The 23,668-nt window shown below is 73.1% G+C and carries 22 protein-coding genes and 1 riboswitch; of the genes, 18 read left to right on the top strand and 4 right to left on the bottom strand.

Features of this window, described 5'->3' with window-relative positions:
• Positions 1 to 133 precede the first annotated feature (133 nt).
• Positions 134 to 355, top strand: a riboswitch (cobalamin riboswitch).
• A gap of 164 nt (positions 356 to 519) precedes the next feature.
• A complete protein-coding gene (gene metE, locus ACFC1F_RS27010; RefSeq protein WP_376162048.1) occupies positions 520 to 2,835 on the top strand; it encodes a 5-methyltetrahydropteroyltriglutamate--homocysteine S-methyltransferase in 2,316 nt (771 codons plus the stop codon).
• 119 nt (positions 2,836 to 2,954) lie between these two features.
• Here the strand turns inward: metE and ACFC1F_RS27005 are convergent, their stop codons facing one another.
• A complete protein-coding gene (locus ACFC1F_RS27005) occupies positions 2,955 to 3,986 on the bottom strand; it encodes a hypothetical protein (RefSeq protein ID WP_376162046.1) in 1,032 nt (343 codons plus the stop codon).
• Between the two features lie 86 nt (positions 3,987 to 4,072).
• Between ACFC1F_RS27005 and ACFC1F_RS27000 the strand changes: the two genes are divergently transcribed.
• From ACFC1F_RS27000 to ACFC1F_RS26980, 5 genes are all read left to right on the top strand, one after another.
• Positions 4,073 to 4,372 carry a PadR family transcriptional regulator gene (locus tag ACFC1F_RS27000; protein WP_376162044.1) on the top strand — a complete coding sequence of 100 codons (300 nt, stop codon included), beginning with the start codon at positions 4,073 to 4,075 and terminating at the stop codon, positions 4,370 to 4,372.
• Positions 4,369 to 5,157, top strand: coding sequence for a hypothetical protein (locus ACFC1F_RS26995; RefSeq protein ID WP_376162042.1), 789 nt, complete (start codon positions 4,369 to 4,371; stop codon positions 5,155 to 5,157). Before ACFC1F_RS27000 ends, ACFC1F_RS26995 begins: the two co-directional genes overlap by 4 nt.
• A gap of 333 nt (positions 5,158 to 5,490) precedes the next feature.
• Positions 5,491 to 6,975 (top strand): APC family permease, encoded by a 1,485-nt coding sequence (locus ACFC1F_RS26990; RefSeq protein WP_376162040.1) that lies wholly within the window; start codon positions 5,491 to 5,493, stop codon positions 6,973 to 6,975.
• On the top strand, positions 6,972 to 7,409 hold the full coding sequence (locus ACFC1F_RS26985) for a hypothetical protein (protein WP_376162038.1): 438 nt from the start codon (positions 6,972 to 6,974) through the stop codon (positions 7,407 to 7,409). The genes ACFC1F_RS26990 and ACFC1F_RS26985 overlap by 4 nt, the downstream gene beginning before the upstream one ends.
• Before the next feature lie 539 nt (positions 7,410 to 7,948).
• Positions 7,949 to 8,305: an STAS/SEC14 domain-containing protein gene (locus ACFC1F_RS26980; RefSeq protein WP_376162036.1), complete on the top strand. Its 357-nt coding sequence runs from the start codon at positions 7,949 to 7,951 to the stop codon at positions 8,303 to 8,305.
• A 140-nt stretch (positions 8,306 to 8,445) separates the two neighbouring features.
• On the opposite strand, the gene ACFC1F_RS26975 is transcribed toward ACFC1F_RS26980, so the two are convergent.
• Complete coding sequence (locus ACFC1F_RS26975; protein WP_209411093.1) at positions 8,446 to 8,937, bottom strand: DUF1269 domain-containing protein; 492 nt, start codon at positions 8,935 to 8,937, stop codon at positions 8,446 to 8,448.
• 234 nt (positions 8,938 to 9,171) lie between these two features.
• On the opposite strand from ACFC1F_RS26975, the gene ACFC1F_RS26970 reads away from it, so the two are divergent.
• The 7 genes from ACFC1F_RS26970 (at position 9,172) to ACFC1F_RS26940 (ending at position 17,603) form a co-directional block, all read left to right on the top strand.
• Entirely contained in the window at positions 9,172 to 10,107 is a 936-nt protein-coding gene (locus ACFC1F_RS26970; RefSeq protein ID WP_376162034.1) for a RimK family alpha-L-glutamate ligase, read from the top strand.
• 38 nt (positions 10,108 to 10,145) lie between these two features.
• Positions 10,146 to 10,970: a glutamate racemase gene (locus tag ACFC1F_RS26965; RefSeq protein ID WP_376162032.1), complete on the top strand. Its 825-nt coding sequence runs from the start codon at positions 10,146 to 10,148 to the stop codon at positions 10,968 to 10,970.
• A 786-nt stretch (positions 10,971 to 11,756) separates the two neighbouring features.
• Positions 11,757 to 12,929, top strand: a complete 1,173-nt coding sequence (locus ACFC1F_RS26960; RefSeq protein WP_376162030.1) for a magnesium and cobalt transport protein CorA — start codon at positions 11,757 to 11,759, stop codon at positions 12,927 to 12,929.
• Positions 12,930 to 13,389: 460 nt separating this feature from the next.
• Positions 13,390 to 14,859 (top strand): hypothetical protein, encoded by a 1,470-nt coding sequence (locus tag ACFC1F_RS26955; RefSeq protein ID WP_376162028.1) that lies wholly within the window; start codon positions 13,390 to 13,392, stop codon positions 14,857 to 14,859.
• 178 nt (positions 14,860 to 15,037) lie between these two features.
• Positions 15,038 to 16,489 carry an MFS transporter gene (locus ACFC1F_RS26950; protein ID WP_376162026.1) on the top strand — a complete coding sequence of 484 codons (1,452 nt, stop codon included), beginning with the start codon at positions 15,038 to 15,040 and terminating at the stop codon, positions 16,487 to 16,489.
• A gap of 176 nt (positions 16,490 to 16,665) precedes the next feature.
• Complete coding sequence (locus ACFC1F_RS26945) at positions 16,666 to 17,274, top strand: TetR/AcrR family transcriptional regulator (RefSeq protein ID WP_376162024.1); 609 nt, start codon at positions 16,666 to 16,668, stop codon at positions 17,272 to 17,274.
• 116 nt (positions 17,275 to 17,390) lie between these two features.
• Positions 17,391 to 17,603, top strand: coding sequence for a hypothetical protein (locus tag ACFC1F_RS26940; RefSeq protein WP_209410883.1), 213 nt, complete (start codon positions 17,391 to 17,393; stop codon positions 17,601 to 17,603).
• A 10-nt stretch (positions 17,604 to 17,613) separates the two neighbouring features.
• Here ACFC1F_RS26940 and ACFC1F_RS26935 read toward each other — a convergent pair whose 3' ends face one another.
• The gene (locus ACFC1F_RS26935; RefSeq protein WP_376162022.1) at positions 17,614 to 18,021 is read right to left on the bottom strand and encodes a hypothetical protein; all 408 of its coding nucleotides are present in this window, start codon (positions 18,019 to 18,021) and stop codon (positions 17,614 to 17,616) included.
• Positions 18,022 to 18,106: 85 nt separating this feature from the next.
• Between ACFC1F_RS26935 and ACFC1F_RS26930 the strand changes: the two genes are divergently transcribed.
• The gene (locus ACFC1F_RS26930) at positions 18,107 to 18,850 is read left to right on the top strand and encodes a helix-turn-helix domain-containing protein (protein ID WP_376162020.1); all 744 of its coding nucleotides are present in this window, start codon (positions 18,107 to 18,109) and stop codon (positions 18,848 to 18,850) included.
• A 53-nt stretch (positions 18,851 to 18,903) separates the two neighbouring features.
• Positions 18,904 to 19,977, top strand: a complete 1,074-nt coding sequence (lepB, locus tag ACFC1F_RS26925) for a signal peptidase I (RefSeq protein ID WP_376162018.1) — start codon at positions 18,904 to 18,906, stop codon at positions 19,975 to 19,977.
• 93 nt (positions 19,978 to 20,070) lie between these two features.
• On the opposite strand, the gene ACFC1F_RS26920 is transcribed toward lepB, so the two are convergent.
• Positions 20,071 to 20,898: an alpha/beta fold hydrolase gene (locus ACFC1F_RS26920; protein ID WP_376162016.1), complete on the bottom strand. Its 828-nt coding sequence runs from the start codon at positions 20,896 to 20,898 to the stop codon at positions 20,071 to 20,073.
• Between the two features lie 422 nt (positions 20,899 to 21,320).
• Here ACFC1F_RS26920 and ACFC1F_RS26915 point away from each other — a divergent pair, with 422 nt between their 5' ends.
• From ACFC1F_RS26915 to ACFC1F_RS26905, 3 genes are all read left to right on the top strand, one after another.
• A complete protein-coding gene (locus ACFC1F_RS26915; RefSeq protein ID WP_241002314.1) occupies positions 21,321 to 21,587 on the top strand; it encodes a hypothetical protein in 267 nt (88 codons plus the stop codon).
• Positions 21,588 to 21,756: 169 nt separating this feature from the next.
• Positions 21,757 to 22,140, top strand: a complete 384-nt coding sequence (locus tag ACFC1F_RS26910) for a hypothetical protein (RefSeq protein WP_376162014.1) — start codon at positions 21,757 to 21,759, stop codon at positions 22,138 to 22,140.
• Between the two features lie 290 nt (positions 22,141 to 22,430).
• Positions 22,431 to 23,624, top strand: a complete 1,194-nt coding sequence (locus ACFC1F_RS26905) for a trans-sulfuration enzyme family protein (protein ID WP_376162012.1) — start codon at positions 22,431 to 22,433, stop codon at positions 23,622 to 23,624.
• Positions 23,625 to 23,668: the final 44 nt, after the last annotated feature.

Here is a 23,668-nt window from a genome sequence, read left to right as displayed (position 1 = left end):
GCGGGGGCTGTGCGTTGCCCTGATTGACAGATGTCGGGCCGGTCCACGCACCGTGCGACATCGCCGGGCCGCGGTGGAGTCTCATCATGCGGACACGTTCCATGATTCTCCGTCAGTTCCGCCTGCTTGCGCATAAGCTGACCGGGCAGCTGGTTCGCCCTGTCCGCCAGGCAGGCGCGTCGCAAGAGGGAACCCGGTGGGAATCCGGGACTGCCCCGCAGCGGTGAGTGGGAACGAACGCCGTCATACGCACTGGGCCCGGCCGGGTCTGGGAAGCGACGGCCAGTAGGTGTCCGCCCTTGACGGGTGGCCGTGCCCGCGAGTCCGAAGACCTGCCCGCTGCCCGCACGCGACCGTTCGCGCGCGGCCATCCCGGTGACCTCGTGGGCGGGTCGGCGTACATATCAGGCGGGTCCGGCGCTTTCGCACGCGCTCACGGCCCCGCCCGGTTCGTCACCCCTTCGCGCCTTCGTCCCGTCCCCGGGGACCACAGGAAACAGGCTCGCGAAGGAGAGTCCCTTGACAGCGAAGTCCGCAACCGCGGCAACCCGGGCCACCACCCACGGCCACCCCCGCCAGGGCCGCAACCGGGAGCTCAAGAAGGCCGTCGAGGGCTACTGGAAGGGCGCGGTCACGGCCGACGCCCTCCTCGCCACCGCCTCCGACCTGCGCCGGGAGAACTGGCAGCAGCTCGCCGACGCCGGTATCGAGGAAGTCCCCACCGGCGACTTCTCGCTCTACGACCACGTGCTGGACACCACCGTCGCCGTCGGCGCGATCCCGGCCCGCCACCGCGCCGCGGTCGACGCCGACCCGCTGGACGGCTACTTCGCCATGGCCCGCGGCACCCAGGAGGTCGCGCCGCTGGAGATGACCAAGTGGTTCGACACCAACTACCACTACCTGGTGCCCGAAGTCGGCCCGGAGACCGTCTTCGGCGCGAACCCGGCCAAGCAGGTGGCCGAGCTCCGCGAGGCCGTCGCGCTCGGCCACGCCGCCCGCCCGGTGCTGGTCGGTCCGATCACCTACCTTCTCCTCGCCAAGCCGGCACCCGGCGTGGCCGAGGACTTCCAGCCGCTCACCCTGCTCGACCGGCTGCTGCCCGTCTACGCCGCACTCCTCGCGGACCTGCGCGCGGCCGGCGCCTCCTGGGTGCAGCTGGACGAACCCGCGCTCGTCCAGGACCGCACCCCGGCCGAGCTGAACGCCGCCGCCCGCGCCTACCGCGACCTCGGCGCCCTCACCGACCGGCCCAAGCTGCTCGTCGCGAGCTACTTCGACCGCCTGGGCGAGGCGCTGCCCGTGCTCGCCAAGGCGCCGGTCGACGGCCTTGCACTGGACTTCACCGGTCCGGCCGCGGCCAACCTCGACGCCCTCGCCGCCGTCGGAGGACTCCCCGGCAAGCGCCTGGTCGCCGGCGTGGTCGACGGCCGCAACATCTGGATCAACGACCTCCAGAAGTCGCTGGCCACCCTGGCGACCCTGCTCGGCCTCGCCGGCCGGGTCGACGTCGCGCCGTCCTGCTCCCTGCTGCACGTCCCGCTGGACGCCGCGGCCGAACGCGACCTCGACCCGCAGATCGCCCGCTGGCTCGCGTTCGCCCGCCAGAAGGCCGGTGAGACCGCACTGCTCGCCCGCGCCCTGCGCGAGGGCACCGACGCGATCACCGCCGAACTCGCGGCCAACCGTGCCGACCTCGCCTCCCGGGCCGCCTCGCCGATCACCCGCGACCCGGCCGTCCGCGCCCGCACCGCCGCCGTCACCGAGGCGGACACCCGCCGCGCCCAGCCCTACCCGCAGCGCGCCGAGGCCCAGCGTGCCCGCCTCGGGCTGCCGCTTCTTCCCACCACCACCATCGGATCCTTCCCGCAGACCACCGAACTGCGTCTCGCCCGAGCCGACCTGACGGCCGGGCGGACCGACGAGGCCACCTACCGCGAGCGGATGGAAGCCGAGGTCCGCGAGGTCATCGCCTACCAGGAGAAGGCCGGCCTGGACGTCCTGGTGCACGGCGAGCCCGAACGCAACGACATGGTCCAGTACTTCGCCGAGCAGCTCACCGGGTACCTGGCCACCCGGCACGGCTGGGTCCAGTCGTACGGCACCCGCTACGTGCGACCGCCGGTGCTCGCCGGCGACATCTCCCGCCCGCACCCGATGACCGTCGACTGGTTCCGCTACGCCCAGGAACTGACGGACCGTCCGGTCAAGGGCATGCTCACCGGCCCGGTCACGATGCTCGCCTGGTCCTTCGTCCGGGACGACCAGCCGGTCGCCGAGACCGCCTTCCAGGTCGCCCTCGCCCTGCGCGACGAGGTCGCCGACCTGGAGGCCGCGGGCGCCGCCGTCGTCCAGGTCGACGAGCCGGCCCTGCGCGAGACCCTGCCACTGCGGGCCGCCGACCGCCCCGCCTACCTGGACTGGGCCACCGGGTCGTTCCGGCTGGCCACCTCGGGCGTCCGCGCCGACACCCAGATCCACACCCACATGTGCTACGCCGAGTTCGGCGCGATCATGACGGCCATCGACGACCTCGACGCGGACGTCATCTCGCTGGAGGCGACGCGCTCCCACATGGAGGTCGCCGGTGAACTGGCCGAGGCCGGCTACCCGCGCGAGGTCGGCCCCGGCGTGTGGGACATCCACTCCCCGCGCGTCCCGAGCACCGAGGAGGCGGTCTCCCTGCTGCGCGCCGGCCTCGCGGCGATCCCGGCCGAGCGGCTGTGGGTCAACCCCGACTGCGGGCTGAAGACCCGCGGCTGGCCGGAGACCCGGGCCTCCTTGGAGAGCCTGGTCGCCGCCGCCCGCCGCCTGCGGGAGGAACTCGCCGGCTGACGCGCCGGTGCGGGACCACAAGGGGCGGGAACGGTGGCACGCACCGGCCCGCCCCGGTGGCCCGCTCATCGCGGAGGATCTCGCCGTTGCTCCGGCGGCCGACCGGATGCCTTCCGCTGTCATTCCCTGGTAACGGCCGCAGCCACACCGAAGGTGAGCGCGCCCGTCAGTAGCGCGAAGGCGAGCGTGAAGGCCGCCCACTGCCCGATGGAGTCGACCTGGTCGCCGAGCCCGAGCAGCTGCCAGGCGGTGTCCCGCAGCGCCAACGAGACCGGCAGCGCCAACGCGCCCGCGGTGGTCGCGACCCGGGCGGCCCGTCGCGTTCTCGAAGCGGGAGGAGGCGCGGCGAACCGCAGGACGCTGTTGCAGATCATCACGAAGGCGAAGGTGCCGCCCGCGAAGACTGCGGTCTCCACGGCGAAGAGCAGTACCCCGGGCCAGCCCTCGCCGGAGGCCAGTCCCGTGGCGACCAGCAGGCCGGCGGCGAGGGCGGCCACGGCGGCGAGCGGGGCAAAGCGGAGGCGCACGAAGCCGAGCACGTCGCCGCGGCCGATCAGTGCGGCGAGTGCGCGCCCCGTACGGGAGCGGGTGCCGGCGAGCAGGTTCGCGAGGGGCGCGAGGTCGTCCAGCCAGTCCCCACCCTCGCCGTCGGCCCCGCGTACCGGTTTCGGTAGCCGCCGGATCGCCCGGCGGTGCAACAGCAGGCTCTCGGCCGTCACCCCGGTGAGCGGCAGCAGGGATGCGATCAGTCCGGGGGTGCCGCCGTCCCAGGATGCGCGGTCCGCCCGCACGGCCACCGCCGCCCAGTCGGTGGCGAGCGTGGCGGCGACGAGCAGCGTGCAGACCAGCGCGGCCCGGAGCACCTGCTCCACCCGGTGGCGCGGCAGCGGCCGGTCGCGGCGGCACAGCAGCGCCCGGACCGCGCCGAGCGCACCGAGCAGTGGGACGAAGAACATGGTGAAGGTCACCACGGCGTCGTACGGATCGCTCTGCCAGGGACTGCCCGCACGCACCACGCGAACCTGCGTCGTCAGGTAGGCGAACACGGTGAAGGCGCCGGCTCCGGCGGCGGACGTCAACAGCGCCGCGGCCGCGGCAGGCCGGGCGCGGTGCCCGACTTCCAGCTGATCATTCGTCAAGTCATCGCACATGACGGTGATAGTACACATTGCGTAGTACGCAGCACGTAGTTCGCAGAGCGTAGTATGATGCTCCGTCAGATCGGGAGGAACGACACATGCAAGCCAACGATGCGCAGACGCTGGTGCTCTGCGCGCTGGCCGACGGGCCGCTGCACGGATACGCCATCAACACGGCGATCGAGGAGCTGACCGGGGAGCGGCTGGGCCCCGGCAGCCTGTACGGGGCGCTGGCCAGGCTGGAGTCGAAGCGGCTGATCGAGCCGCTCGACGGGCAGGGCCGCCAGCGCCCGGTGCGGCTGACGCCCCTCGGCCGCGAGGTCCTGGAACGCGAACTGCGCGCCATGGCCCGCGTCGCGAACGCGGGACTGCGTCGCCTGGGGGTGAACCCGGCGTGAGCGTCGTCACCCGGAGCCTTGTCAGGCTCTACCCGGACGCCTTCCGCGAGCGCTGGGGTTCGATGGTGGAGGACGAGGCCCGGGGCGCGGGTTGGAAGTCCTGGCCCAACCTGATCGCGGGCATCGTGGACATGTGGCTGCACCCGGCCCTCTGGCCCGCCGACTCCCCGACGCAGCGCCGGCGGAGGGTGGCCACCATGGGCATCACGGTCGCCCTCGCCGCCTGGTTCCTCGGCCACCTGGCCGCCGAGCAAGCCGGCCCCCTGCCCGCCGACGGCGTCCGTGAGCAGGTCATGCACGGCTGCACCACCCTGCTGCTGCTCGGCATCGCCCTGATAGCACCCCGGCCCCGGCCCATGCTGAGCGCCGCGATCACGCTGCTGGGCTGGGCGCTGCGCCGCCTCGCCGGACCGACGCTCCTCGGCGCCGCCGTGGTCGTCCTGGTGCACGGCGGGTTCGACGCGGACGCCTCGCCACCCACCCTGCGCACCGCAGTGCTCACCGCCTGGTGGATCGCCCTGGGCCTCGGCGCGATCCAGATCCCCCGCATCTTCACCGGCGTCGGCGCGGACGCCGTCGTGCCACCCGGCACCGGCCGCCTCCGCGCCGGTGTCCGGACCCTCGCCGGCGCCAGCGCCACCGGCGGCGCGACCATCCTCGCTCCCGCGGTCACCGGTGACGGCTTCCACCCGCTCGGTGTCGGCATCGGCGTGGGCCTGTTGCTGCTGACGGCGGTGTGCGCGGGCACTCTGCGCGACCTCCGCGACCTGCCGTCTGCGTCGTAAGGCCGCACAGCACCGGCCTGACCACGGCTCGCCTGTTCTGACGCCTCGACGTCCGTCCGCTGCCGGCCACCGGGCTGTCCGGGCGCGGAGGCCGCTGGAACCTGCTCCGTGGGACGGCTCTGACCTCGTCCTGAGTGCGCGGGCACGGTGCCATCGGTGATCGGCAGAAGCCCGTCGAACGTCGTGTCATTCGCCGGCCGCGCCCGATGGAGTGCGGCCAACCGGCTTAACGGCTGCCCCGATGGGCGTAGGCCGGCGCGCGTCGGCCACGGAGGGTGACCAGTCTGGAAGTGGTGCACCAAGGCGCCGACGGGCAGAGCGAGGAGACATCCGATGAGCACCGTGGACGTGCCAGGCGGTGATGCCGGCCGAGCGGGCGGTACGCGGGCGGCTAGTGCGGTTCAGGTCGGGGCCGGGTCGAACAAGATCACCTGGCTGACGCTGGCCTTGATGACGACCAGTTCGGTCGCGAGTCTGCGGGCCTCGCCGACCATGGCGGTGTACGGCCTGGCCTGCGTGTTCCTCTACCTGCTACCCGCCGTGGTGTTCCTGCTGCCCACGGCGCTGGTGTCGGCGGAGTTGGCGTCCGGGTGGACGGGCGGGGTCTACAACTGGGTGGCGCAGGGGCTGTCGAAGCCGCTGGGGTTCCTGGCCGTGTGGTGCCAGTTCGCCATGACGATCTTCTACTACCCCAGCCTTCTCGCCTTCGTGGCCAGCACGATCTCCTACGTGATCAACCCCGCGCTCGCCAGCAACGGGGTCTACACCGCGATCGTCATCGTGGTCCTGTACTGGACCGGCGTCTGGGTGTCCTCCCGCGGTACCAACGCCGTCGCGGGCCTGGCCTCCTGGGGCCTGATCATCGGAACGCTGATCCCCGGCACGCTGCTGGTCCTGCTCGGGTTCGTCTTCCTCGGACAGGGCAACCCCTCGGCCGCGCCGATGGACGCCTCCCACATCTTCCCCCAGTGGACGGGCATCGCCAGCCTGGTGCTGATCGTCAACAACTTCCTCAGCTACTCCGGCATGGAGATGAACGCCGTCCACGTCAACAAGCTGCGCGACCCCGCCAAGGAGTTCCCGAAGGCGATGTTCCTGGCCATGGGCATGGTCCTGCTGATCTTCATCCTGCCCGCCCTCGCCATCAGCTGGGTCATCCCGGCCGACCAGCTCAGCCTCACCGCCGGCGTCATGCAGGCCTTCGACGCCTTCTTCCAGTACTTCCACATCGGCTGGCTCGTCCCGATCGTGGCGGTCGCCCTGTGTTCCGCCTCCCTCGGCGGCATGCTCACCTGGCTCGCCGGCCCCTCCAAGGGCCTGCTCCTGATCTCCCGCCAGGAGGGCTACCTCCCGCCCTTCCTGCAGAAGCTCAACGCCCACGGCATCCAACAGAACATCCTCGTCACCCAGGGCCTCCTCACCACGGTCATCGCCCTGCTCTACGCACTGATCCCCGACGTCTCCAGCGTCTACTGGATCTTCTCGGTGATCACCACCCAGGTCTACCTGATCATGTACCTCCTGATGTTCCTCGCCGCCATCCAGCTGCGCCGCAAGCAGCCCGACCACCCGCGCGGCTACCGCGCACCGTTGCTCACCACGATCTGCGTGGTCGGCTTCGTCTCCTCGGCGCTGGCCATGGTGATCGGATTCGTCCCGTCCTCGCAGTTCGGCGGCGGTAGCGTCTGGGCCTACATCGGCATCGTCGGCGGCGGCCTGCTGCTCCTCGGAGTCGTGATCCCGTTCTCCTTCCTGAAAGCGCGCAAGCCGAGCTGGCGCCAGCCCGACGCCGACAGCACTGAGGAGGCAGTGGCATGAGCCCGACCCGGATGGCATCCCAGCACCGCTGGATCTACATCGGTGCGATCGTGGTCCTGGTCGGCATGATGATCGTCGGCCTGCTCACCTATACCCAGCAGAAGGCCACCAACGAGGCCTACCGGAAGGCGAACCAGCTGAACGACGCCCTGGTCGCCAAGGGCTTCGCCTCCCGCAACCCGCACAACATCGCCCTGACGCTGGGCACCGACGGCGGAGCGGTCTGCAACCGACCCAACTCGGACCTGCGGCAGGGACTGTGGCTCGCCCAGCTCACCAACGGGGCGGGCGGCCCCGGCATGCGCCCGGTCATCGTCGACCGCCAGATCCTTGAAGCCGGCGCCGAAGTGATCAAGGTCTACTGCCCGGACAAGCTGGACGACTACCAGGAGCAGATCAACGACCTCAAGACCTCGGACGTCATCAATGACTGACGGGACCAGCGGGACCGGCGCATCGGTGGGACGGAGGACGGCGGCATGAACGCCGCCGTGGGCATCCCGACCGCGACGACGGTGCGGCGGGGCCCGGCGGGCGTCGTGGTCACCGTCTCCTCCCTGACCTGCGACCGGCCGCCGCCCCCTGGGGCGCGCGCGGTGGTTCGATCACGCCGTGCAGCGTCCTCGCCGCCGCCCTCCTCGACGCCGAGCTGATCAGAATGCCGGTGGCGACCACAGTGACCAGGGTGATCAGGTCGAGCAGGTCTCGGGCCCGTTCCCGACGCACGTGACGAATGAATGGTCACTCCTGCGACGGGCTCGTCGTCTCGCTCGATCTCGTGGCCGCCGCGGCCTGAACAGAGCTCCGGCAGCGTCCATGCGGGGGTTCCGGGCGGTTCGTCCGTGCGGGGGCTCCGGGCGGGTCGTCCGTGCGTTGCGTGCTGCTGTTCCCGGGGGACGGCAGTGTGTCCGCAGGCTGTTCCCGCCGAGCCGGGCGACGATGGTTGCCGTTTCGCCGCAGAAGAGGAGATGCCGTGATCAACCGATTGGGCGACTTGCCGGCAGGGGTGGTCGGGTTCGAGGCCAGCGGAAGGCTTTCGGCAGAGGATTACCGTGATGTCGTGCTTCCGGCCGTGGAGAGTGCAGCGGAGGTGGGCGAGGTTCGCTTCCTGATCGTCATGCGCGACTTCCAAGGCATGTCGGGTGGGGCCCTGTGGCAGGATCTCAAGATCGGATTCGGGCACGTCCGGGCCTGGAAACGTATCGCCCTGGTGACCGACATCGATTGGATGCACCACATGACGGGCCTGTTCGGGTGGATGACGCCGGGGGAGACGAAGTCGTTCACGCTCGAGGACCGGGACGCGGCGGTCGAGTGGGTGCTGGGGTGATCCCCCTGTCGTGACGACCGGGCCGGACGGATTCGTCGTGGCGGATGAGCCCGACCCGGCCCGAGTCAACCCGGGCTGCCCAGCCGCCACCCGAGCCGGACGCCGGGCCTGGGCAGGTCGGGTTTCTCACTCGCCTTTTCTCACTCGCCTTCGGTGAACGCTTCGCGCAGCCGCGCCTCTTCGTCCGCCGAGAGGTTCGTCTCCAGGAGTTCGGCGTGGCGGCCTTCGAACGCGGACCTGACGCGGTCGAGCACGGCGTCCGAACTGAGGACGAACAGTGCGGAGGTGCCGGGTGTCACCTTCTCCCGCACCTGCCTGATGAAGTCGTCGTCGATGCCGAGGTGAGCGAGGTGACCACCCAAGGCGCCGCCGGCGGCACCCATCGCCGCGCCGAGAATGGGGACGAAGAAGATCATTCCGAGGAGGAAGCCCCAGAAGGCGCCACCCACGGCACCCATGCCGGTCATGTCGCTCAGGTGGCGGGTCCTGGGTTTCCTGGCACCGTCCGGCCAGGTGATCACCGCTCCGTCCTGGACCTTGATCAGCTCCTGGTGCTGCAGCTCTTTCAGGGTGCCGAGAGCTTCATCGGCTCCGCTCGCGGTGGGAAAGCGCCATACCGTCAGGGTCGCCATCATTGCCTCCGATCGCAGGGAAATGCACGACAGCCCCATCGTCGACCCGGGCCCCGGGCGTCGCCACGCACGGCCACCGGACGAGCGACCCGGAGCCACCGGACATATCTGCGTGGCCCTCAACGCCGCGCACAAGGCGCAGGCCGCAGACCGGTCGGGTTCCGGCCACTCGCCGCCGGAGCGGCGGATAACGCGTTCTTGCCGGTGCGGGAGGCGCGGCGGTTCCATGGCCGCATGGGTCCCCACGAGCTCGTCCTGATGACCGACCACAGCTCGACCGAGGGCAGCCGGGAGACCCTCTCCACGGCCGTGCGGCTGCTCACCGGCCGGGTGCCCGTCCACCTCGACGCGCGGCACTTCATGAGCGGCGGCACCGGGCGGATCAGCAATGCGGGGCCGGGCGGCGCGGTGCGCCTGGAGGTGCCCGCCGAGGGCGTCGCGGTGACGGCGGAGGCGGTGCTCGTCTACGAGATCCCGCCGCACCGGCGCCGCGACTTCGAGCCGTGCCAGCGGCGGCTCCGCGCATACGGGGTCCGCTCGCTCGGAACCGACGCCGAGGCGTGGCGGGCGGCCACCGAGAAGGACCGCACCGTCGAACGGTTCGCGCGCGACGGCATCCCGCAGATGCCCACGATCGCGCTCTCCCGGCCGAGTCCGGAGGCCGCCGTCGAGGCCTTCGACCGGCTCGGCGGCGACGTCTGGGCCCGGCCGACCGTCGGCATGGGCGGTAACGACGTCTTCCACCTCACCACCCGCACCCAACTCGCCGCAGCCGCGGACCACTACGCCGCGGCGGGAGCCGACTGGCTGCTCGCCCGCGACGCCGGGAACTTCAACGCCGACGGCCGGCGTCACCAGTACCGGGTGGTGGTGCTCGCCGGGCGGGTCGTCCGCGCGGTGGAACACGTCCAGCCGGACCCGGACGCGCCGTGCAACGAGTGCCAGGGCGCCGTCTCCACCCTGCTGACGGAGGCCGGACTCCCGGCCGGGCTGGCCGAGTTGGCGGTGTCCGCCACCAAGTCCCTGGGCCTCCCGCTGGCCGGGGTGGACCTCGCGGCCGAGAACGGCGGGGTGGTCTTCGAGGTCAACGTCCACCCGGTGTTCGGCACCGTCGGCGGCCTGGAGACGGTCGCCGTCCCGTACGCCGCCGCCCACCTCGCCCCGCGGTAGCGGCGGCGGGCCGGAGGGCGGCTGGTACGTTCCCCTCCATGACAGTGGCATTGATCGACTCCGGATTCGGCCTCCTCTCCACCGCCGGGTGGCTTCGGCACCTCGCCCCGGAGCTCGATCTGCTTCTGCTCCTGGATCCCGAGGGCGCCCCCTGGGGTCCGAAGACCGCCTCCTTCGTCACGGACCGCCTGCTCACCGCCGCCCAGCTGGCCACGGAGCGCGGCGCGGAGGCCATCGTGGTCCCGTGCAACACCGCCACCGTCACCGCGATCGACGCCCTGCGCGAGAGGTTCGAGCCCCGCGTTCCCGTGATCGGGACCGTCCCCGCGGTGAAGCCGGCCGCGGCAACCGGCCAGAACCTCGCCGTGTGGGCGACCGTCCGTACCACCGAGAGCGACTACCAGGACCGTCTGATCGCGGAGTTCGCGAATGGCACGCGGGTCGCGCGAATCGCGTGTCCAGGCCTGGCCGAAGCGATCGACCACGGTGACACGGCTGCCGCAGCGGAGGCGATCGCCGACGCGGCCGGGCGAACCCCCCGGGACTGCGACGCCGTGGTGCTCGGATGCACGCACTACCCCCTGGTGGCTCCGGAGATTCTGCGGAGCCTGCCCGCCGGAACCACCCTGTACGACAGCGCGGAGGCAGTCGCCCGCCAAGCACTGCGACGACTGCACCGCACCCGGGAAGCAGGCGGCGTCCTGGGCTCCATCGACGTGGTACTGAGCGGTCGCCCCGGCCACCTCCCGACAGGCGCGCACGCCTATCCGGTGGGGCGCGCCCTGGCCGCCGCGGCGCGAGTACCCCGCGAGGCTCTCATCTCCGCGACGACCCGTGCCTCGGCGGCTGCGCCGGCTGTCTGAGCGAAACCCCGCCCTGTCCGCGACGTGCCGCTCTGCGCGAGCACCCGTTCCGTCACGTGATCAGGGCCCCGCACAGGCCCCGGAGTTGTCACCGCGACGGCGGGCGGTGCGGACGGGAGGCGGAGTTGTCACCGCGACGGCGGGCGGTGCGGACGGGAGGTGGGGGGCGGACGGGCCACGTAGCGGGAGAACGAGGGGGAGCCGGCGGGAGGGACCACGCCGGAACGGGCGGCGGCCGGGTACCGGGCCTGGGGTAGGGTGCTGGATGCGGGCCTCGACGCCTTCCACGACACCGGCCAACACGGCCCGGTACCGCCCGGCACCGCCCGACACCGTTCGCGAGGGTGGGAAAGCGGCGGGAGGACGGGGGAGAGCGGGGCGCGTGTCACGCGCCCCGGCCAACCCCTGGAACGGCTCGGCCGTGGGAGGCCCAAGCGGCAGCCGGCCGTGCCATGCCCACCGGGCTGGTCCCTCGCCGGTGGCCAGGTGACGGCGACCCGGTGTGCGGGTGCCCGACGGCGAGGAGGTGAGAACTGTGGAGTGCAGTAGTCCGGGTCGAAGTCGGCCCCGCCCCAGGATGTTCCCCTCGTCCTCCGGCACCCGGCACCCCTCCTCCCGTTCCGTTCCCGCCTTCCGCCGCCCTACCGCCCGCCGCTGACACCGGCGGGCACCGCCGGGCGGCCGGGCGCCGTGCGCGGTGGAGGACGGCCGGGAGCCTCCCTGCCTGCCCCGCCCCGGAGCCCCGGTCCCGGGAGCGGTGGACACCGAACCGTGGAGGTACCCGCCATGTCCGACTGGCGTGTGCGCGCCGTGCGCGCGAGCAAGCGTCCGTTCTCCCGTCCCAGCCTGGCCGCGGCCCGCGCCGGTGACGTCCAGCCGGCGCCCGAGCACTCGATGGACCCCCGGCACGAGCAGCCCACCGAGCCGGTGACGCTGGAACGTTCCGTCGTCGACGCGGCGGTCTACCACGACGGCCACCGGGTCGGGGAGCCCGCCGGACTGGCCGACATCTACCGCCAGCTGCCCGGCAAGCCCGGCACGATGGCCTGGATCGGGCTGTTCCGGCCGGCGGAGGCGCAGCTGCTGGAGGCCGCCGAGCGGTTCGGCCTGCACGAACTGGCCGTCGAGGACGCCATCGTCGCCCATCAGCGCCCCAAGCTGGAGCGCTACGGCGACACCCTTTTCGTCGTGCTGCGCGCCGCCCGGTACCTGGACGACGTGGAGGAGGTCGACTTCGGCGAGATCCACCTCTTCGTCGGCCCCGACTTCGTCCTCACCGTGCGCCACTCGCAGGCGCCCGACCTGTCCGCCGTACGGCGCCGGCTGGAGGCCGACCCGGAGCTGCTCGCGCTCGGCCCCGAGGCGGTGCTGTACGCCGTGCTGGACGCCGTGGTCGACGGCTACGCGCCGGTGATCGCGGGGCTCCAGCACGACATCGACGAGATCGAGACCGAGGTGTTCGGCGGCGACCCGCAGGTCTCCCGGCGCATCTACGAGCTCTCCCGCGAGGTCATCGAGCTCCAGCGGGCCACCCGGCCGCTTCTGGAGATCATGAAGAGCCTGGAGGCCGGCTTCGGCAAGTACGGCACCGACGACGAGCTCCAGCGCTACCTGCGCGACGTGGCCGACCACGCCACGTACGCGGCCGAGCGGGTGGACGGATTCCGGCAGATGCTGCAGAACATCCTCACCGTCAACGCGACCCTGGTCTCGCAGCGGCAGAACGAGGAGATGAAGCAGCTGGCCGAGGCCGGGCACGTTCAGAACGACGAGATCAAGAAGATCTCCTCCTGGGCGGCCATCCTCTTCGCGCCGACCCTCATCGGCACCGTGTACGGCATGAACTTCGACACCATGCCGGAGCTGAAGTGGGCCTTCGGGTACCCGTTTGCGATCGCCATGATGGCGCTGGTCTGCACGGGGCTGTACCTGGTGTTCAAGCGCCGCAACTGGCTCTGACCCGGGGCGCGCCGGGTGCGCGGCGGCTGGGCCCTGCTCCTGCCCGTACTCCCGCCCCTGCGCCCTGCCCCTGCGCCCTGCCCCTGCCCCTGCGCCCTGCCCCTGTGTCTGCCCCTGCGCCGGCCCCGAGCCCTTGCCGTCGGCATCCTGACGGGGATCAGCTGCTGATGGGCTGACGCGCTGACGCGGTGATGCGCTGGCGCGCGTCAAGAAGGCGTCAAGACCGCTGCCCGGCCGCGTCAAGGACGCGTCAGGGACGGCCTCACCCCCCGAGGTCGGGGCATAGCGTCGGCGCTGAGGAAACGGTTCCGCTTTCGCTCTGTGGGGGAGCGAGGGCGGGACCGTTCTACGGGGAGGGGGACGCGCGGCCATGGCCACGGCGGGTTCGGGTACAGCAGGTTCGGGTACAGCGGGTGCGGATACGGCAGCCGGTCCGGGCAGGACGGGCTCACCGGGGGAGGTGGGGCCCGGAGCGGCGGTTCCCGCACCGCGGGCCGGGGCCCTGGCGCGCGTTCTCCCGCTGCCCATCGGCCGGCCGACGCGCTGGAGCACCCCGCGCCTGGTCCGCGCCCTCACCGCGCTGTGTCTGGTTGCCCTCCTCGCCGCGGGAACGGCGGCCGCCGGTGTGCTGACCGGCGCCCGCGCCGACACCGATGCCATCGGCCACCGGGACGCCCGGCAGGCGGCCCGCGCGGCCGACCTCTACTTCGCGCTCAGCGACCTGGACGCCCAGGCCGCCAACCTCCTGCTGCTCGGCGCCGACCCGGACTTCTCGTCGCTGCGCCGCCAGACGCTCGACAGCTACGAGCAGCGTCGTGCCCAGGCCGACGCCGACCTCCAGCAGGCCGCCGAGGCGGCCGCCGGCGACCCGGCCGGACAGCGTGCCGTACAGACCGTGCTCGGCCAACTCGGAGGCTACGAGGCGCTGGTGGCCCGCGCCGAACTGCTGGAGGAACAGGCCGGCGCCCCGGCCGGGCAGCCCTCCGCGGCCGCGCTGGACGCCTACCGCCAGGCCACCGACCTGCTGCGGCAGCGCCTGCTGCCCGCCGCCGACGAGGTGGGCGCGGCGAGCGGCGCCACCGTGGACCGCGTCTACGCCGGGGGCCGCGACGGCCTCGCCACCGGGTGGTGGTGGCTGCTCGGCACCGGCCTGCTCGCGCTGGCCGCCCTCGCCGGACTCCAGCGCCTGCTCGCCGTCCGTTACCGGCGCCTGGTGAATCCGCCGCTCGCCGCCGTCACCCTGCTGACCGCCGTCGCCCTGGCCGTCGGCCTCCACCTGGTGACCCGGGCCGACGACCACCTGGTGGTCGCCAAGAGCAACGCCTACGACTCGGTGATCGCGCTCAGCCGGGCCCGTGCGGTCGCGTACGACCTGAACGCGGACGAGAGCCGCTACCTCACCGACCCGGCCCGCGCCGCCGCCTACCAGCAGAGCTTCCTGGACAAGACCCAGGCCGTCGCACGGGTCGACGGCGCCACGCTCGCCGACTACAACGCCCGGCTGGCCACCGCGGCCGGCCGCCACCGCGCCGACCATGCGGCCGTCCCGTTCGGAGGCTTCCTCGGCACGGAGCTTCGCAACATCACCTTCCCGGGCGAGCAGGAGGCCGCCGAGCGGGTGCTCGCGGCGTTCCAGGCGTACCAGCTGGACGACCGGCGGATCCGCGAACTGCGCGACGCCGGGCGGCTGAAGGAGGCGGTCACGCTCAACACCGGCCTGGCGCCCGGGCAGTCCAACTACGACTTCGAGCGGCTGGGTCGCGCGATCGGCGACACCATCGACGTCAACACCCGGGCGATGGACGACGCCGTCGCGGCGACCGACTCGGACCTCGACACCACCACGGCCACCCTGGGTGCGCTCGCCCTGGCGATGGCGCTCGCCCTGACGGCGCTCGGCGTCCGCCCGCGGCTGCGGGAGTACCGGTAGGACGGCCGGCTGGGCGGTGAGTAAAACTGAACAAAGGTGTTCGACTTGGCGCGTCGACTCCGGCTAACCTAACCCGAACATGACTGTTCGAGTTAGGGGGCTCTTCATGCACGGACCCATGCACGAACCCAAGCGCGAATCCACGCACGAACCCAAGCGCGAATCCACGCACGGACCCATGCACGCATCCGCGCACGGACCCACACCCGCCCACGCCGGCCCCGCCACCGGCCCGGGGCGGTGGCGGGCGCTCGCGCTGCTCTGCGCGGCCCAGTTCATGCTGATCGTCGACGTGACGGTGGTGAACGTCGCCCTCCCGTCGATCGCCGAGGACCTGGCGCTCGGCCGTTCCGGTCTGACCTGGGTCGTCGCCGCCTACGCGCTGACGTTCGGCGGGCTGCTGCTCCTCGGCGGCCGGCTCGCCGATCTGCTGGGCCGGCGACGGGCTTTCCTGGCCGGGCTGACGGTCTTCACCGCCGCCTCACTGCTCTCCGGGCTCGCCTGGACCGGCGGCGTGCTGATCAGCGCCCGCGCCGCCCAGGGCGTCGGCGCCGCGCTGCTCTCCCCGGCGGCCATGGCGATCATCACCACGACCTTCCACGGGCCCGAACGCCACCGGGCCCTCGGCATCTGGGGTGCGATCGGCGGCAGCGGGGCGGCGCTCGGCGTGCTGCTCGGCGGCGCCCTGACCGACGGGCCCGGCTGGGCCTGGATCTTCTTCGTCAACGTCCCCGTGGGGCTCGCCGTCCTGGCCCTCCTGCCGCACCTGGTCCCCGCCCCGGCCCCCCGTCGGCCCGGCGACCCCCGGCCGCCCGCTCTCGACCTCCCGGGCGCCGTCGCCGGGACGGCCGCCGTGGCCCTGCTCGTGTACGGCCTGGTGCACGCGGGCGAGGCGGGCTGGCGCAGCCCCGGCGCACTCGCCCCGCTGGCCGCCGTCGTGCCCGTTGCCGCCGCGTTCGTGCTCGTCGAGCGCAGGGTGCGTCAACCACTCCTCCCACTCCGTATTCTGACGGATCGTCAAATCGCGGGTGGAACGGTGCTCATGCTCGTCGCCTCCAGTCTGCTGCTCGCCGGCTTCTTCCTCTCCTCCTGGTACGTGCAGCACCGGCTCGGCTACACCCCGCTCGGGACGGGGCTGCTCTTCCTCCCAGCCGCCGTCGGGACGATCGTCGGCGCCCACGGTGCGGCCCGTGCCCTCGGCCGGTTCGGCTTCCGGCCGACCGCCGTGGCCGGGTTCGCCGTGGCGGGAGCGGGGGCGGCGCTGCTGGCCCGGCTGCCGGGCGGGGGCAGTGCGGCGGTGGAGTTCCTGCCCGGGTTCACGCTGCTGGCGGCAGGGCTGGGCGCCGGATTCGTCAGCGCCACCACCACGGCGACGAACGGCGTCGGGCACGGCAACGCCGGGCTGGTCTCCGGTCTCGTCAACACCGGCCACGAACTGGGCGGCGCCCTCGGTGTGGCACTCGCCTCGGCGCTCGCCGGGCCGAGCCTCGCCGGCACCGGCGGGATGTCCGGTTTCCGCACCGCCTTCGCGGCCGCCGCGGTCGCCGCCCTCGTCACGGCGGTCCTCGCCCTCCGGCTGGTGCCGCCGGGCCGGCCGGAGGCGAACGACGGCCCGGTGTTCGCCCACTGAGCCCCGGTGTTCGGCAGTTGGGGCCCGCTGTTCGGCCGCTGGGGTCTGGTTTTCGCCCACTGAGCCCCGGTGTTCGGCTGCCGGCCCCACCGGGCCGCATTGGGCTCCACCGGGCCCGGATCCGGACCGGATCGGGCCCGGGTCGGGCGTGGCCGGACCCCGCGTAGGCTGCCGCCATGACACCGACCGACAGCCCGCGCCGCACGCCGACCGCACGGCGCGCCGACGCGGAACGCAGCATCACCGCGATCCTCGACGCCGCCCTGGTCTGCTTCGGCCGCAGCCCCGATGCGACGATGACCGAGATCGCGAAGGCGGCGGGCGTCGGCCGGGTCACGTTGTACGGGCACTTCAATTCCCGAGAGGCCGTCCTGGACGCCCTCCTGGAACGGACCCTCGCCGAGATCGACGCCGCCGCCGACACCATCGGCCTGGAGACCGGCCCGGCGGCGGAGGCCCTGGGCCGGCTCCTCGGCACACCCCGGCTCCTGGAACGCTTCTCGGGCCTCCACGCCGCCGCCGTCCGCCACCTCGGCCCGGAGGACGTCCGGCGTCGGCACGACCCCGTCCTCCAGCGCCTCGACCACCTGATCGCGCGCGGCCAGGACGAGGGCGCCTTCCGTCGCGACCTCCCGCGCCCCTGGCTCATCACCAGCATCTACGCCCTCGTGCACGCCCTCATCGCCGAGGTCGAGGGCGGCCGCGTGCCGGCCGAGGGCGCGGCCGCCACCCTGACAGCGACGGTTCTGGGCCTGCTTGCCCCCTACCCGCCCGAGCGGCGGTAACGGGCACGGCTGCCGGCCCGTCCTTGGTCACAACTCGGCCTCGCTGTCCGCCCGTTGGCTGGCGCCTGCACTCCGGGGCCGGGATGCTCGGTGGACCGGGGGGCGAGGGGGCGGCCGTGGGGGAGTACGAGGAACGGGCCCGGGGCGGCGCCGGACGGTGGCGGCTGCTACTGGGGATGATCGCCGCGGCCGCGGCGATCGGCGGGCTGCTCGGCGGTGCGGTCAGCCTCTTCGTCTACCTGTTCACGGACTGGTTCGACCCGATCGCCGAGTTCGCCCACGACCACTGCATCCGCGTCTGGGGCGGCGGCTGCCGGCGTCAGCCCTGAGGCGGCCGCGCTACCCGGCCACCTCGGCGGTCAGGCGGGCGTACTCGGCCTCCGGGTCGCGTTGCGCCCGGTAGGTGAAGTGCAGCCGAAGGGTGCCGTCCGGGCCGGCGAGGGTGGCGAGCGGGGCCGTGCCGGCCGGCAACAGCCGAGCCGCCGTCCACTGTTGCGCGAGGACGGCCAGCACAGTGGCGTCACCGGCCCGGGCGTCACCGGCCCCGGCGTCACCGGCCCGGGCGTCACCGGTCGTTGCGATCCAGGTGGCCCGTCCGCCGGCGATGGTGGCGAGGTAGCCGGTGGTCAGGACCTCGTCGAGGAGCCACCGGAGGGAGGTGCCGTCCGGGACGTCCCGCGTCCCGGCGTGCGGCGCGTACGTGTCGTCGCCCATCGCGACGCTGTCCCTGGTCAGTTGGACTCTCATGCTGGAAAGCATAGAGAGGCCCCGCAGCCCCGGTCGGGTGCTGCCCGTTTGACAAACCGGCTTGCCGGAGCGGCAGATGGAAGGCATGGCCCACCCCCACCACAGCCGCGACCGTGCCGCTGCCAACGCTGCCAACGCTGCCAAAACCGCCGACGCCGCCGGCGATGCCAACGCCAAACCCGCCGCCGCCGAGGCCGACGCAAGCGCCGATGCCGCTTCCGGCGCCGACGCCTCCGCCGGGGAGGAGCTCTCCACCGTCCTGGACGCGGTGGGCCCCCGGCTGCGGGCGCTGCGGCGTGAACGGGGCACCACACTGGCCCGGCTGAGCGAGGCCACCGGGATCTCGCTCAGCACTCTCTCCCGGCTGGAGTCCGGCCAGCGCAAGCCCACCCTGGAACTGCTGCTGCCGCTGGCCCGGGAGTACCGCGTCCCGCTGGACGAGCTGGTCGGCGCCCCGGCCACCGGTGACCCGCGGGTGCACGCCCGCCCGTTCACCCGGGGTGGCCAGACCTTCGTCCCGCTGACCCGCCACCTGGGCGGACTGCACGCCTACAAGCAGATCATGCCCCCGGGCTTCCGGGCCGGCCCCGAGCTGGAACCCAAGGTGCACGAGGGCCACGAGTGGGTCTACGTGCTGGCGGGCCGGCTGCGCCTGCTGCTCGGCTCGCAGGACCTGGTGCTCACGGCCGGCGAGGCGGCCGAGTTCGACACCCGGATCCCGCACGCCTTCGGTAACGCCGGGCCGAACGCGGTCGAGTTCCTCAGCCTGTTCGGGGCCCAGGGCGAGCGCATGCACGTCCGGGCGCGGCCGGGAACCTCCGATCGTTAGCTGACAGCGGGGTTCCGTACGGGCCCCGCCAGGCCGTCGGGAGGGGCCCAGGGATGAGTGGCGAGAACACTGCGGAGACCGGCGGGGTGGGCGCGGCGGGCGGTGCGGCGGCGACCGCGGACGGGGCGGCTCCCGCGGGCGGGGCGGTTTCGCAGGGCGGCGGGGCGGGGCTGGAGGCCGGTGCGGAACCGGGGGTCGATGCCGAACCGGGGGACGGTGCCGAACCGGGGGACGGTGCCGAGGTGGAGACCGGCGCGGAGCCTGAGGCCGGGAAGCAGCGCAGGAAGCGCCCGTTCTGGCAGGAGCTGCCGATCCTGGTGCTGGTCGCCCTGGTGCTCTCACTGGCCGTCAAGACCTTCTTCGTGCAGGCCTTCTCGATCCCCTCGGGCTCGATGCAGCACATCCTGGAGAAGAACGACCGGGTGCTGGTCGACAAGCTGACCCCGTGGTTCGGCGCCAGGCCCGAGCGCGGTGAGGTGGTGGTCTTCCGTGACCCGGGCGGCTGGCTGGAGACGGCGCCGGAGGAGTCCGGCAGCTCCGTCGTGCGGGGTGTCAGGAAAGCGCTCAGCCTGGTCGGCCTGATGCCCTCGCAGGACGAGAAGGACCTGATCAAGCGGGTGATCGCGGTCGGCGGGGACACCGTCGAGTGCAACGCCGGCAGCCCGGTGAAGGTGAACGGCGTGGCGCTGGACGAGCCGTACGTCTATCCGGGGGCGACCCCCTGCGGCGATTCGCCGGTGGGAACGGTGAAGGTCCCCAAGGACCGGATCTGGGTGATGGGCGACCACCGCAACAACTCCCGCGACTCCCGCTACCACGTGAACGAGCCCGGTGGCGGCTTCGTCCCGGTGGACAACGTGATCGGTCGTGCCTTCGTCGTCGCCTGGCCGGTGAGCCACTGGGACACCCTGCCGGTCCCCGACACCTTCGACCGGAAGGCCCTCGACGACCAGGGGGCGTTCGACAGCCGCCAGGCGCAGGGCGGGGCGGGCGGCCCGGTCGGGGCGGAGGGGGCCGACCCGCTGGAGGAGCTGCCGGCACCGGAGGCGGCCGCGCTCGCCGCCGTCGTCCCGCCGGCCCTCTGGCAGCGCCGCCGCGGCGCCCGGCGGCCGGAGTCGCGGGGGTAGGCGCGGGGGTAGGCCGTCCGGGCGGCGGATGCCCCCGGAGCCGGGCGGCACGCCGTTCTGAGTTCCCGCCGGCCGGGGGGCCGACGGGGCTGGTCAGGCCTTGAGGAAGTCCAGCAGGTCCGCCTCGAACGCGGCCCGGAACTCGCCGTACAGCCCGTGCGGCGCACCGGGGTAGACCTTGAGCACGTTGTCCGGGATCAGCCGGGCCGTCTTCAGGGCGGCGGCCGCGATCGGCACGATCTGGTCGTCGTCGCCGTGGGCGATCAGCACGGGGACGTCGATCCGCTTGAGGTCCTCGGTGAAGTCGGTCTCGGAGAACTGCCGGACGCACTCGTACGCGCCGCGCGCGCCGACCTGCATTCCCCAGAGCCAGAACGCCCGGCGGAGGCCCTCGGCGCCGGAGAGGTCGGCGCCGGGGCGGTTGAAGCCGTAGAAGCTCTCGCTGAGGTCCCAGTAGAACTGCGAGCGGTTGCCGTCCACCCCGGCGCGGATGCCGTCGAACACCTCCAGCGGGGTGCCTTCCGGATTGCCCGGGCCCTGGAGCATCACGGGCGGGACGGCGCCCAGCAGTACCGCCTTGGCCACCCGGGCGGTGCCGTGCCGGCCGAGGTAGCGGACGACCTCGCCGCCGCCGGTGGAGTGGCCGACCAGGACGACGTCACGCAGGTCGAGCTGCTCGATCAGCTGGGCCAGGTCGTTGGCGTACGTGGCCATGTCGTTGCCGCGCCAGGGCTGGTCGGAACGGCCGTGTCCGCGCCGGTCGTGCGCGATGGCGCGGTAGCCGTTCTCGGCGACCAGCCGCATCTGCTCGTCCCAGGCGTCGGCGTTGAGCGGCCAGCCGTGGCTGAAGACGACCGGGCGGCCGCTGCCCCAGTCCTTGTAGAAGATCCGGGTGCCGTCGTTGGTCGTGATGGTGGGCACGGTACTCCTGTGCGCGAGAGGGGCTGGTGAGGGCGGCGCCGGTGCGGCCGCCTGTTCCGTACGGCACCGACGTTAGGCCCGGCAGGGGCCGGGCGCAGCGGGAAACGGTGAGTCGGCCCCGTGTCTGCGGGAGTCGGGAGGCCGGACTCGGGAGGGCGGAGTCGGGAGGCCGGGGTGCGGGTGCGGGTGCGGGGGCCTGGGGCCGGAGCCGGGAGGCCGGGTTCAGCGTCCGGATCCCGCCGTCCGGGAACGGTCGGGGCCGGGCGGGCCGGACGGGTGGGGCAGGGACGGGGTGGTCGTGCCGGGTTCCGGTCCGCTGGGCTCTACACGACTGTAGAGTCGGGCGGGTGAGCTGTACGTCCGGTCGCGCGGCCGTCCCGTTGCGGGGGCCGGCGGCCTGGTCCGGAACGGGAGGCGGAACCGTGGTGGAGAGTCTGCGCAGTCCGGTGCGGGGCGGCGAGCGCGGTGAAGGCCCGGCGGTCGCGGAGGCGGACGTCGAGTGGGTCAGTCAGCCGGTCGAGGTGCATTACGGCGACGGCAGATGGGCGCTCGGCCGGGTCAGCGGCTGGTGGCAGGACGCGGCCGGGGCGCGCTGGTGCCGCTTGCGGGTGGCGCGGAGCGGATCCCCGGCCCGCTGGGAGCCGTTCGATCCGGCCCGGGTGGTGCTGCTGCCGGCCGGCGGGCTCTGAGCCCGGGGGTGCGGGCGGGCCGACGGCCTGCACCGGCTAAAGTTCTACGCGTCTGTAGAACTTCGGTGGGGGACGCCGCTTGCCGTTGACGGACCGCCACCTCCGGGCCGGGCGCCGGGAGGCGGCGGTCCGGCTGCGCGCGCCGCCCGCACCCGGAACGAGGAGCACGATGTCGCACCGGATCGCACGTTTCCTGGCGGCCGCCCTGGTGGCCCTGATAGCCCTGCCCGCCATGGTGGGCGTGGGTGCCACGACGGCGATGGCCGCGCCTCGGCCGACCATGGTGGCGGTCACCGGAGCGTCTGCCACCAGCGTTCAAGCCACCGGCGTCCAGGCCATCACCGTCCAGGCCGCCGCTGCACAGGCCCCGGCGGTCGACCTGGCGGCGGAGGGCGTGGTCCGGAAGCAGGCTGCCGAGAAGAAGAAGAAAGGATTCTTCGCCAAGCTGGGCAAATTCCTGCTGGTCGTGGTGATCCTGATCATCCTCTTCGTCGTCCTGCTGATCGTCGGGATCGTCTACGCCGCCAAGCGCATCTTCGCCCGACGCCGCTGAGTGCTCGTCACCACCGGGTCCGGCGCGCTACGACCTGGTCCGGCGCGCGCGACGTCCAGCATCCGGTGATGGTCGACCGCCTTGGTGCGCACCGGCACAGCCGACCCCGGCCACAGGGGTCTGCGCAACCCGCAGGCCGGGCCGGGAGGACGGAGGCCGGTGCGGGTCGTGGACGACCACGTCGTGCCCCGGGGCCGGGCCGGCCCGCCCCGCTCGCGAACCGCCGTCCGGTCCACCTGCCCGGGATTGGCCCTGGCAGTCGTGGCGTGGGCCCGTCGACGATGGAGGGCATGAGTGACTTCCCCGGCGCGCTGCGCCCCGAGAGCCGGACCGTCCACCCGCCCGTCCAGGAGGTGACCGGAAGCCGCCCGCTGGGGGTGCCGCTTCACCAGGGCCACCTGTTCGCCTTCGAGGACTCCGACTCGCTGGTCCAGGCCTTCGGCGCCCCGGACCAGGCGTTCTTCTACAACCGGTTCGGCAACCCGACGGTCCGTTCGCTGGAGAGTGCGGTGGCCGGCCTGGAGGGCGGCGCCGGTGCGATCGCCACCGCCTCCGGCATGGGTGCGATCAACACCGTCCTGCTCGCCCTGCTGCGCTCCGGCGACCACGTGATCGCCCAGCAGAGCCTCTACGGCGGCACCTTCGCGATGCTCGCGGACCTCACCCGCCGCTGGGGCGTCGAGGTCACCCACGTCCGTGGCGACGACCCCGCCGAGGTGCGGGCCGCGCTGCGCCCCAACACCCGGTTGCTGCACCTGGAGACCATCTCCAACCCGACCACCCGGGTCACCGACCTGCCCGCCCTGCTCGCCGTCGCCCGGGAGGCCGGGGTGGTGGGCGTGGTCGACAACACGTTCGCCACTCCGCTGCTCTGCCGGCCCGTCGAGCACGGCGCCGACATCGTGATCCACTCCGCCACCAAGTACCTCGGCGGCCACGGTGACGTGCTGGCAGGCGTCGCCGTCTTCGCCGACGACGAACTGCACCGCACCGTCTGGCGCTACGCCACCGAGCTGGGCGCCTCGGCCGACCCGTACGCGGCCTGGCTGACGCTGCGCGGGATGCAGACGCTGGCCCTGCGGATGCGCCGTCACTGCGAGACGGCGCTCGACCTGGCCGGCCGGCTGGCCGCGCACCCGGCGGTCACCGCCGTGCACTACCCGGGTCTGGCCGCCCACCCCGACCACGAGCTGGCCCGCCGTCTGCTGCCCGAAGGACACGGCGGGGTCCTGGCCTTCGACCTGGCAGGCGGCCGTGAGGCGGCCCGCGGCCTCACCGAGTCGGTCCGGCTCGCCTCCCTCGCCCCCTCCCTGGGCGGCGTGCACACCCTGATCATCCACCCGGCCAGCACCTCGCACCGCCAGCTGGACGACGCGCAGTTGTCCGCCGCCGGCATCGGCCCAGGCACTGTCCGTCTCGCCGTGGGCATCGAACACCCCGAGGACCTCTGGGCGGACCTGGAGCAGGGGCTCGCCAGGCTCTGAACGATCCGCCGCCGGGGCGCGGGGATGGTCCACGGACCAGCCCC

It is taken from the genome of Kitasatospora sp. NPDC056181 (genome assembly GCF_042266225.1).
Lineage (GTDB): Bacteria > Actinomycetota > Actinomycetes > Streptomycetales > Streptomycetaceae > Kitasatospora.
The sequence above is the reverse complement of the archived record's forward strand: the minus strand, read 5'-3'. Positions and strand labels throughout refer to the sequence as shown.